Here is a 10,634-nt window from a genome sequence, read left to right as displayed (position 1 = left end):
CGGGGACGGACCGGAGTCAGGTGTCCAACGGGTCAGCCCTCGTGCATGGGGATGCGGACGCCACGCTCCGCGGCGACGGCGGCGGCCTCGGGGTAGCCGGCATCGACGTGGCGGATGACGCCCATCCCCGGGTCGTTGGTCAGGACGGCCTCGAGCTTCGCCGCGGCGAGCTCGGTGCCGTCGGCGACGCACACCTGGCCGGCGTGGATGGACCGGCCGATGCCGACGCCCCCGCCGTGGTGGATCGACACCCAGGTGGCCCCGGAGGAGGCGGCGGTCAGCGCGTTGAGCAGCGGCCAGTCCGCGATGGCGTCGGAGCCGTCCAGCATCGACTCCGTCTCACGATAGGGCGAGGCGACCGACCCCGAATCGAGGTGATCGCGGCCGATCACCAGCGGAGCCGACACCGTGCCCTCGGCGACGAGTCGGTTGAACAGCAGTCCGGCCTTCGTGCGGTCGCCGTAACCCAGCCAGCAGATCCGGGCGGGAAGACCCTCGAACTCGACGTGCTCCGCGGCGGCGTCGAGCCAGCGGTGCAGATGCGCGTTGTCGGGGAAGAGCTCCTTCAGCGCCGCGTCGGTGACGCGGATGTCCTCCGGGTCCCCGGACAGCGCCACCCAGCGGAACGGTCCGAGACCCTCGCAGAACAGGGGCCGGATGTAGGCCGGGACGAACCCCGGGAAGTCGAAGGCCCGGGTGAAGCCGCCCTGCCGTGCCTCGTCGCGGATGGAGTTGCCGTAGTCGAAGACCTCGGCCCCGGCGTCCTGGAAGCCCACCATGGCCTCGACCTGGACCGCCATGGACTCCTGGGCCTTCTTCGTGAAGCCGATCGGATCCGCCGTGGCCTCGTCGTCCCACTGGTCGGGCGTGTACTCCACGGGCAGGTAGCTCAGCGGATCGTGGGCGCTGGTCTGGTCGGTGACGATGTCGATGGTGAACTCGCCTGCGCGGTGGCGCCGCAGCAGCGCGGGGAAGACCTCCGCGGCGTTGCCCACATAGCCCACGGACAGGGCTCGCCGCTCGGTCTTCGCGGCCAGCACCTTCCCCAGCGCAGTCTCGAGATCCGTCTCCACCTCGTCGAGATAGCGCTTACCGGCGCGCCGGCGCAGCCGTTCCTCGGAGACGTCGATGATCAGGCAGGCACCCCCGTTGAGGGTCACGGCCAGCGGTTGGGCCCCTCCCATGCCCCCGCAGCCCCCGGTGAGCGTCAGCGTTCCGGCGAGGGTGCCGCCGTCGTCCGCGTACAGTTTCCGGCCGATCGCGCCGAAGGTCTCGTAGGTCCCCTGCAGGATGCCCTGCGTCCCGATGTAGATCCACGAGCCGGCGGTCATCTGCCCGTACATCATGAGACCCTCCGCCTCCAGGCGCCTGAACTCGGGCCAGGTGGCCCAGTCGCCCACCAGGTTCGAGTTCGCGATCAGCACGCGCGGAGCCCAGCGGTTGGTGGTGAAGACACCCACGGGCTTGCCGGACTGGATCAGGAGCGTCTCGTTGTCCTCGAGCGTCTCCAGCGTGCGCGTGATGGCGTCGAAGGCTTCCCACGAGCGTGCGGCCCGCCCGGTTCCGCCGTAGACCACGAGATCCTCGGGGCGTTCAGCCACCTCGGGGTCGAGATTGTTCATCAGCATGCGCAGCGGAGCCTCGGTCTGCCATGATCTGGCGGAGAGTTCCGTGCCGCGGGCTGCACGGATGGAGCGCGTGGGGTCGTGCTGGGTGAATGACTGGCTCATGCGATGTCCTCCTTGGCGGCTGTGCCGCCGGTCCCGGTGTACTCTTTGTCCGTCCGCCCCGTGGTGGCCGGATCAGCTGATGTTCCGGACCCTCCCCCCAGGACGGTCGATGCCTCTGCTCCGACGCGGCGTCCGATCGTCGCGACGAGCTCCGGAGTGACCCGGTAGGACGGCGCGATGACGGAGATGACGGCGACGACGCGCGTGCTTCCGCCGTGGCCGACCGTGACGGGCGCCGCGATGGCTGTGACATCCGCCTGCAGGCCGTTCCGCACGGCGACGAAACCCTCGGCGGGCAGCTCACCCTCGAGGACCGCTCCGACGGCGGTTCCCTCCAGCGGGATGCTCCTCCCCACCCAGCTCGCATGGCGGACGGAGTGCGTGCCCTCGCGCATCGCCAGGTAGACGGCGGCGCCGTCGTGCGACCGGACGCTCAGATAGGCCGATTCTCCCGTCAGCTCGACCAGCCGGTCGAGGGCCGGCCCGGCCAGGGACACGAGGGACTCGTGACCCAGTGCCTGTGCTCCGAGTTGAACCACGCGGAGTCCGGGGCGATACCCTCCCTCGGTGTCGCGTCTCACGAAGCCTGTGCCCTCGAGGGTGCGCAGGAGCCTCAGCGCCGTCGACGCCGAGAGGTCGGCCCGGCGCGCAGCATCCGTGAGCGAGAGCGAGCCGGCGTCGCAGACCGCACCGAGCAGGACGAGCGCGCGCTCCACGGTGCGGGTCGAGGATTCAGCCACGGTGCCGTCCTTGCTTTCAGGTTCTCCATGTATTTCACTTATTGAAACTTGATTTTCATTCAATGGCAAGAGCGGCCGCGGCCGCGGGAACCGAGGCTCATCGTGAACCAGCAGACCGTGATCGTGGGACCGCACCCGCTGTCCCCCGCCGACGTCGTCGCCGTGACCCGGCGCGGCGCAGCCGTCGAACTGGCGGCCGAGGCCGTGGAGGCCATGACCGCAACTCGCGCGGTCATCGATGCCCTCGTGGACGACGGCACGCCGCACTACGGTGTCTCCACCGGGTTCGGTGCCCTGGCGACCAAGAACATCCCGCTCCACCAGCGCAGCCAGCTCCAGCGCAGCCTCATCCGCAGCCACGCGGCGTCCTCCGGCGCGGCCGTGGACAACGAGGTGGTGCGCGGGCTGATGCTGGGGAGGCTGTCCACACTGGCCACCGGCCGGACCGGGGTGCGACCGCTCGTGGCCATGGCCTACGCGGACCTGCTGAACGCCGGGATCACGCCCGAGGTGGGCGAGTACGGTTCACTCGGCTGCTCCGGGGATCTCGCTCCGCTCTCCCACGTGGCCCTGGCCCTCATGGGCGAGGGCCACGTGCGCGACCGGTCCGGTGTCCGCCTGCCTGCGGCGGAGGCCCTCGCCGCGGCCGGCATCACTGCCGTGGAGCTCCGCGAGAAGGAGGGCCTGGCACTCATCAACGGCACCGACGGGATGCTGGGGATGCTGATCCTGGCCTCGGCGGATCTGCACCGCCTGCTGGACACCGCGGATCTGGCAGCCGCCATGAGCGTCGAGGGTCTGCTGGGCACCGACGCCGTCTTCGCGGCGGATCTCCACGCCCTGCGCCCCCATCCCGGGCAGGTCACCTCCGCGGCGACCATCCGCGCGCTGCTCGAGGGTTCACCGCTGATCGCGGAACAGCTCACCTCGGAGACGGGCCGGCACCGCTTCACGCGCGTCCAGGACGCGTACTCCCTGCGGTGCGCCCCACAGGTCCACGGGGCCGCCCGCGCCACCCTCGCACACGCCGAGTCCGTGGCCGCCGTCGAGCTCTCGTCGGCGATCGACAACCCGGTGGTCACCCCCGACGGCCGCATCGAGTCCAACGGGAACTTTCACGGCGCACCGATCGGCTACGTACTGGACTTCCTCGCGATCGCCGTCGCCGATGTCGCCTCGATGAGCGAGCGCCGCACCGATCGCTTCCTCGACAAGGCCCGCAGCCACGGGCTCAACGCCTTCCTCGCCGATGACCCGGGCGTGGATTCCGGGCACATGATCGCCCAGTACACGCAGGCCGGGATCGTCTCCGAGCTGAAGCGGCTCGCCAGTCCGGCGTCCGTGGACTCGATCCCCTCCTCCGCGATGCAGGAGGACCATGTGTCCATGGGCTGGGCCGCGGGCCTGAAACTCCGCCGGGCGCTCGACGGGCTCACGCGGGTGCTCGCCATCGAGATCCTCACCGCCGCACGGGCGCTGGACATGCGCGACGGCGGCGCGGCCGGGCGCCCCGGAGCCACCGGCGGGATGCGCAGCTCCGTCCCGATCACCGCGGCACGGACGAGGCTCCGCGAGGACGTCGCAGGGCCCGGGACGGACCGCTACCTGGCGCCGGAGATCGAGGCGGCACGCCTGCTCGTGGACGACGGCTCGTTGCTCGCGGCCGCTCTCGGGGCGCTCCCTGCAGCTCAGGGGTAGCGCTGCAGGTGACCCGGGACCCCTGGAGGACGCAGCTCCGCGCTGCGGCTCAGGTGGCCGGCAGCGGACCCAGGGCGCGCCTCGTCAGGCGATCGAGGAGTTCCATGCCCGGCTCGGCAAGTCTGGCCAGGACGGGTCCGATGACGGCCATCAGCAGCACGTAGGTGGTGGCCAGGGCCGCGAGGTCCGGCACCACGGCTCCCGAGGCGACGGCGAGCCCGGCAATGACGATCGAGAACTCACCGCGTGCCACGAGCGCCGTCCCCGCACGCGCCCTTCCCATGCGCCCGATCCCCTGCCGTCCTGCCGCCCACCAGCCGGTCATGATCTTCGTGACGGACGTCGCCAGCGCCAGCAGCAACGCGAACCCGAGGACCGGCGGGATAGTCGACGGGTCCGTGTTCAGGCCGAAGACCACGAAGAAGATCGCTGCGAAGAGATCGCGCAGGGGTTCGAGGACGCGCGCCGCGTTCTCCGCCGTCGCTCCCGAGATCGCAATGCCGAGGAGGAAGGCACCCACCGCGGCGGAGACCTGGAGTGCCGAGGCGATACCGGCCACGAGGAGGGCCGCGCCGATGAGCGTCAGCAGGAAGACCTCGCGATCCTTGCTGTCGACCACCGCCGACACCGCGTTGCCCCAGCGCAGGGCGATGACGAGCACGAGCGTGACCACGAGGAGGGAGATCCCCACGGTCCCGAGTCCGCCGGCGAAGCTCAGCCCGGCGAGGACAGCGGTGAGGACGGGCAGATAGACGGCCATCGCGAGGTCCTCGAAGACGAGGATGGCCAGGACCGTGGGGGTTTCACGGTTGCCGAGCCTGCCCAGATCGCCGATGACCTTCGCCGCGATACCGGAGGACGAGATGTAGGTGACGCCGCCCATCACCAGAGCGCCGACGGGGCCCCACCCGAGAATGACGGCCACGAGCGCTCCCGGCGTGAAGTTCAACACCAGATCCACGATGCCGGCCATCCACGACTGCCGCAGCCCGGTGACGAGTTCCTTGGCCGTGTACTCGAGGCCGAGCATGAGCAGGAGGAGCACCACGCCGATCTCGCTACCCACCTGGCTGAAGGTGAGGACACCCTCCAGCTCGATGAATCCACCGCGGCCGAAGAACAGGCCGCCGAGCAGATAGAGCGGGATGGGAGAGAGCCCGATCCGGCCTGCGAGCCGCCCCAGGATACCGAGCGACAGGAGGATGGCGCCTAGTTCGATCAGCGTCAGGGCGGTCGAGTGCACGGGTCCTCAGCCGTTGCGCAGAATATCCGCTGCAGAGTCGAGGCCCTCGGACGTGCCGACCACCACCAGCAGGTCGCCGGCGGCGAGGACGAAATCGGGTGCGGGAGAAGCCTGGACCTGCCCGGAGCGGAGGACCGCAACGAGGGAGGCGCCGGAACGGGTGCGCATGCACGTCTCCCCGAGTGTCCGGTTCTCGAAGGGAGACCCGCGCTCGACGAGGATCTGCCGGGTGGAGATACCGGGGAGGTCCCGGTGCTCCTCCGTCAGCTGCGCGACGAGCTGGCGCGAGCCGAGCAGGTTGCCGAGGGTTGCGCCCTCGTCGGCGGTCAGCGGGATGGACGCGATGCAGGCGTCGGGATCGTTGGCCTTCGAGATGATCAGGTCGAGCTCGCCGTCGCGCTGCGAGACGATACCCACCCTGCGGCCGGAGCCGGTGACGATCTCGCGCCGCACGCCGATGCCCGGGAGCCTGGTTTCGATGACGTTCATGCGCCCATCCTAGTCCGGCAGTGAGCCCTCGTTCTCCGCTGCGGACCTCGTGGAGCTACCGTTCGCCACCGGCGTCGGGTCGGTCTCCGGGCGGTACAGATCGGGCTCCAGATAGATGGCGGAGGCGATGGGCACAGCTGCACGGATGCGGCGCTCCGCGTTGTTGATGTCCGCTGCGATCTGCGTGCCGCTCTCCCTGCTCTCCACCGTGATCTTCGCTGCCACGAGTAGTTCGTCCGGGCCCAGGTGCAGGGTCTTGAGATGGATGATCCGGGTGGAACCATCGCTGCCGATGGCCGCCTCGATCTTGGCGACATCGGCTTTCGAGGCCGACTCCCCGAGGAGCAGGCTCTTCGTCTCGATGGCGAGCACGGCTGCGATGATCACCAGGAGGATGCCGATCATCGCTGTGCCGAAGGCATCCCAGATGCCGTTGTCGGTCAGGAGGGTCATGCTCACGCCGAAGAGCGCGAAGACGAGACCGATGATGGCTCCGAGATCCTCGAGCAGGATCACCGGCAGTTCGGGCGACTTGGCGGTGCGGACGAAGCGGACCCAGCCCATGGAGCCGCGCACCTCGTTGGATTCCCTGATGGCGGTGCGGAGGGAGAAGCCCTCGGCGACGATGGCTCCGATCAGGACGGCCAGGGGCACCCACCAGAAGGAGCCCTCGATGGGGTGCGGATCCTGGTACTTGTGGTACGCCTCGTAGAGGGCGAACAGTCCGCCCACGCTGAAGAGCACGATCGAGACGATGAAGGCGTAGATGTAGCGCTCGCGGCCGTAGCCGAAGGGGTGTTCGGGACTCGCCTGCCGCTGGGCGCGTTTCCCGCCGACGAGCAGCAGGACCTGGTTGCCGGAGTCGGCCACGGAGTGGATGCCTTCCGCCAGCATCGAGGACGACCTCGTGAGCGCGAAGGCCACGAACTTGAGGACGGCGATGGTGAGATTCGCGGCGAGCGCCGCGATGATCGCCTTGTTGCCTCCGTGAGCTGCCATGATCCGATTCCGTTCCTTCTGCCCGCGTCAGTGGCGGGTGAGCCGTTGACGACGCCGGCCCTCGATCCATCCGGGCGCGGCGTCCGGCACTACTCTACGGACTCCCGGCGTACCGATCGGCACCGCTTCCGCACCGGCAACCCGGTGCCGCTCACGCTCGGGCATCCTGTGTCGCTCACGCGGGCATCCCGTGTCGCTCACGCGGGCCGGAGCGCCTCGGCGGCGGCACCGAGCCGGGCTGGATCGGCGCCCAGGTCCTCGGGATCGACGTCGGCCAGCAGGCTCACGGCGAGCTCGGCGATGCCCGAGGACGTCTGGAATCCGTAGCCGCCCTGCCCTGCCAGCCAGAAGAACCCCGGCTGGGCGGGATCGAAGCCCACGACCGGCAGACCCGAGTCTCGCTGCGTCCGCAGACCGGTCCACGCGCGCCGGACCGCAGTGATCCCGAGCGTGGTGCAGGCCCCCAGGCGTGTGACGAGACGATCGACGTCGCCGAGCCTGGGCCGCGCGTCACCCGGTTCGGCGAGCTCCGTCTCGCTCGGTGAGATGAGCATCCCGTCCGGATCGGGGCGGTAGTAGAACGAGTCGTCGGCGGCGGCGATCATCGGCGAGCCGGGCGCCGGGGCATTCGCAGCGGCCACGATGGCAGCGGTACGCCGGTACGGCAGCAGGTGCTGGGGCGCCACCCCGCACAGGCGGGCGACGCCGTCGGCCCACGCTCCTGCGGCGTTTACCACCACGCCGGCGCCGATGCTCCGCCGGCCCGCCCGGACCGTCCACGTGGTCCCGTCGAAGCGCGCGGCCGTGACGGGGGCACTCGTGCTGATGATGACGCCGTCGTCTCCGGCCCGGCGCCGGTGGTACTCGAGGAGCAGATCCGTGTCGGCGCCCACGCAGTCCGTGTCGATCGCCGCAGCGGTGAATGCCTCCGGCCGCAACTGCGGGCCCAGACGGAGCGCCTCGGCGTGCGAGAGCTGCCGCATGGATCCGTGGGCCTTCGCCGCGACGTCGGACTCGGAGCCGACGAGCATGAAGGACCGCGGTGCGGTCAGGGCGAGCCCGGTGGCTGCCTGGACGTCAGCGAGCAGGTCGAGCGTGCGTCGGGTCAGGTCCTGGACCGGGGCCGGGCCGTAGCTCGGGATGAGCTGCCGGGCCGAGCGCGATGACGTGTGGTACCCCAGCGTCGGCTCCGACTCGACGAGGACGACGGCGGCGAACGGGGCAAGGGCCGAGGCCAGCGAGAGCCCGGCGATCCCACCTCCGATGATCAGGACATCGCAGTCGAGGCCCCTCATGCGCCTCTCCCCCGCTCGGGCGTGTGGAGGCTCACCGGCTACCTGGCGCCTCCGACGTGCGCGCCCGGAGTGCCGTCCGTGGCCGGTTCCTCGTGCTCGGCTGCGATCTCGGCCCGTGCGGCCACGAAGGCTGCGACGCAGGCCTCGATGTCCTCGGGGGTATGGGCGGCGGAGAGCTGGACCCGGATGCGTGCCGCACCCTTCGGTACCACGGGGTAGCTGAAGGCCGTGACGAAGACACCGTGGGCCAGCATCGCGTCGGCGGCGCGGGCGGCCTGCACGGCGTCGCCGAACATGACGGGGATGATCGCGTGTTGGCCCTCGAGCAGTTCGAAGCCCTCCTCCGTCATCCGGCGGCGGAACAGAGCGGCGTTGGCCGTGAGGGTCCCGCGCAGCTCGCCGCTGTTCTGCACCAGGTCCAGTGCGGTCAGCGTCGCGGAGACGATCGACGGAGCCAGTGAGTTCGAGAAGAGATACGGCCGCGCACGCTGGCGCAGGAGGGCGACGATCTCGGACCGCGCGGCAACGTAGCCGCCGGACGCTCCGCCGAGCGCCTTGCCGAAGGTGCCCGTGAAGATGTCCACGCGGTCCGCGACGCCTGCGTGCTCCGGGGTTCCCGCCCCGGTGTGGCCCATGAAGCCGACAGCATGCGAATCGTCGACCATGACCATCGCGTCATAACGCTCGGCGAGATCGCAGATGGCATCGAGCGGGGCGAGATAGCCGTCCATGGAGAACACGCCGTCGGTGACCACCAGCCGACGCCGTGCACCCGAGGCCTCCTGCAGCTTCGCCTCGAGATCGGCCATGTCCCGATTCGCGTAGCGGAAGCGCTGGGCCTTGGACAGGCGGATGCCGTCGATGATGGAGGCGTGGTTCAGCGCGTCCGAGATCACGGCGTCCTCGGCGCCCAGGAGCGACTCGAAGACCCCGCCGTTGGCGTCGAAGCAGGAGGAGAACAGGATGGTGTCCTCGGTCCCGAGGAACCGGGACATGCGCTGCTCGAGCTCCAGATGCAGGTCCTGCGTACCGCAGATGAAGCGCACGGACGCCATCCCGAAGCCGCGCTCGTCCAGCGCCGTCTTGGCCGCGGCGATGATGTCCGGGTGGTCCGCGAGCCCCAGATAGTTGTTGGCGCAGAAGTTCAGCACCTTCGCGTCGCCGGCATCCAGCGCGCCGGCCATGATGTGGCTGGACTGGGGCGAGGTGATGCGCCGCTCGTGCTTGAAGAGGCCTGCATCGCGGATGTCGTCGAGTTCACTGGCGAGCTGGTCGCGGACTGCTGTGTACATGGTGTTCCTGCCTCCTAGAACTTGGTCCAGTCGAGGACCACTTTGCCGCCCGCGCCGTCGCGTGCGGTGGTGAAACCCTGCTGCCACTCATCGGCGGGCAGGCAGTCGGTGACCACGGAGGAGACCGCGTCCCGCAGCGTCCTGTCGGACTGCAGCATGGCGCTCATCGCGTACCAGGTCTCGAACATCTCGCGCCCGTAGATCCCCTTCAGGGTGAGCATGTGTGTGACCACCTTGCCCCAGTCGATGGTGATGGGCCCCGCGGGCAGGCCGAGCATCGCGATCCGCCCGCCGTGGTTCATGTTGTCGATCATCTCGGGCAGCGCGGTGGCGTGACCGGACATCTCCATCCCGACGTCGAACCCCTCCTTCATGCCCAGCTCGGTCTGGGCGTCCGCGATGCGCGTCCGGGAGACGTCGATGGCCAGATCCGCTCCGGCACCGCGTGCCAGCGCCAGCCTCGGCGCCGAGACATCGGTGATGGCGATCTTCCGGGCGCCCGCGTGGCGGGCCACCGCAACGGCCATCAGACCGATGGGGCCGGCCCCGGTGATCAGGACGTCCTCGCCGACGAGCGGGAAGCTGAGCGCAGTGTGGACGGCGTTGCCGAACGGATCGGACACGGCGCCGAGTTCGGGCGTGATGGTCGCATCGTGGACCCAGACGTTGGTCTCGGGGATGACGACGAACTCCGCGAAGGCGCCATCGCGCTGCACCCCGACGCTGGAGGTCCGGATGCACATCTGGCGGCGCCCGGCCCGGCAGTTGCGGCAGATCCCGCAGACGATGTGCCCCTCGCCGGAGACACGATCGCCCACCCGTACATCGCGGATACCGTCGCCGAGGGCCACCACCTCGCCGTAGAACTCGTGGCCGGGAATCAGCGGGGCCTCGATCATGCCCTGTGCCCAGGAATCCCAGCTCTCGATGTGGAGATCGGTGCCGCAGATACCGGTGGTCATGACCCGGATCTTGACCTCACCGGGTCCCGCCTCGGGCTCGGGTCGGTCCACGAGTTCGAAACCGGGGTGCGCCCCGGATTTGTACAGCGCCTTCACCGGACAGTTCCTTCCATACCGCGTCCGGACCGTGGCGGTGTGGGCCGGGTCCGGGCGGTGCGAGTACCGGGCGGGATGTGCCCGGATGCA

9 protein-coding genes are annotated in these 10,634 nt (G+C 69.8%); 1 reads left to right on the top strand and 8 read right to left on the bottom strand.

What is annotated here, in order from left to right; all coding sequences use genetic code 11:
* Positions 1–32 precede the first annotated feature (32 nt).
* Positions 33–1,730, bottom strand: a complete 1,698-nt coding sequence (locus FQ377_RS08560) for a urocanate hydratase (protein ID WP_148600818.1) — start codon at positions 1,728–1,730, stop codon at positions 33–35.
* Positions 1,727–2,470: an IclR family transcriptional regulator gene (locus tag FQ377_RS08555; RefSeq protein ID WP_148600817.1), complete on the bottom strand. Its 744-nt coding sequence runs from the start codon at positions 2,468–2,470 to the stop codon at positions 1,727–1,729. Before FQ377_RS08555 ends, FQ377_RS08560 begins: the two co-directional genes overlap by 4 nt.
* Positions 2,471–2,572: 102 nt before the next feature.
* On the opposite strand from FQ377_RS08555, the gene hutH reads away from it, so the two are divergent.
* Positions 2,573–4,168: a histidine ammonia-lyase gene (gene hutH / locus FQ377_RS08550; protein ID WP_395858477.1), complete on the top strand. Its 1,596-nt coding sequence runs from the start codon at positions 2,573–2,575 to the stop codon at positions 4,166–4,168.
* A gap of 49 nt (positions 4,169–4,217) precedes the next feature.
* Here the strand turns inward: hutH and FQ377_RS08545 are convergent, their stop codons facing one another.
* From FQ377_RS08545 to tdh, 6 genes are all read right to left on the bottom strand, one after another.
* Positions 4,218–5,411, bottom strand: coding sequence for a cation:proton antiporter (locus FQ377_RS08545; RefSeq protein ID WP_148600816.1), 1,194 nt, complete (start codon positions 5,409–5,411; stop codon positions 4,218–4,220).
* A 6-nt stretch (positions 5,412–5,417) separates the two neighbouring features.
* Complete coding sequence (locus FQ377_RS08540; protein ID WP_148600815.1) at positions 5,418–5,900, bottom strand: cation:proton antiporter regulatory subunit; 483 nt, start codon at positions 5,898–5,900, stop codon at positions 5,418–5,420.
* A 9-nt stretch (positions 5,901–5,909) separates the two neighbouring features.
* The gene (locus tag FQ377_RS08535) at positions 5,910–6,899 is read right to left on the bottom strand and encodes a cation diffusion facilitator family transporter (RefSeq protein ID WP_148600813.1); all 990 of its coding nucleotides are present in this window, start codon (positions 6,897–6,899) and stop codon (positions 5,910–5,912) included.
* 197 nt (positions 6,900–7,096) lie between these two features.
* Positions 7,097–8,194, bottom strand: coding sequence for an NAD(P)/FAD-dependent oxidoreductase (locus FQ377_RS08530; RefSeq protein WP_148600812.1), 1,098 nt, complete (start codon positions 8,192–8,194; stop codon positions 7,097–7,099).
* A 38-nt stretch (positions 8,195–8,232) separates the two neighbouring features.
* Complete coding sequence (locus tag FQ377_RS08525; protein WP_148600811.1) at positions 8,233–9,486, bottom strand: glycine C-acetyltransferase; 1,254 nt, start codon at positions 9,484–9,486, stop codon at positions 8,233–8,235.
* 14 nt (positions 9,487–9,500) lie between these two features.
* Complete coding sequence (gene tdh / locus FQ377_RS08520; RefSeq protein WP_148600810.1) at positions 9,501–10,544, bottom strand: L-threonine 3-dehydrogenase; 1,044 nt, start codon at positions 10,542–10,544, stop codon at positions 9,501–9,503.
* Between the last annotated feature and the right edge of the window lie 90 nt (positions 10,545–10,634).

The sequence above is a fragment of the Arthrobacter echini genome (assembly GCF_008107445.1).
In the GTDB taxonomy this organism is placed as follows: Bacteria; Actinomycetota; Actinomycetes; order Actinomycetales; family Micrococcaceae; genus Arthrobacter_D; species Arthrobacter_D echini_A.
Note: the sequence above shows the minus strand (reverse complement) of the source record. Positions and strands in the feature narration are given on the sequence as shown.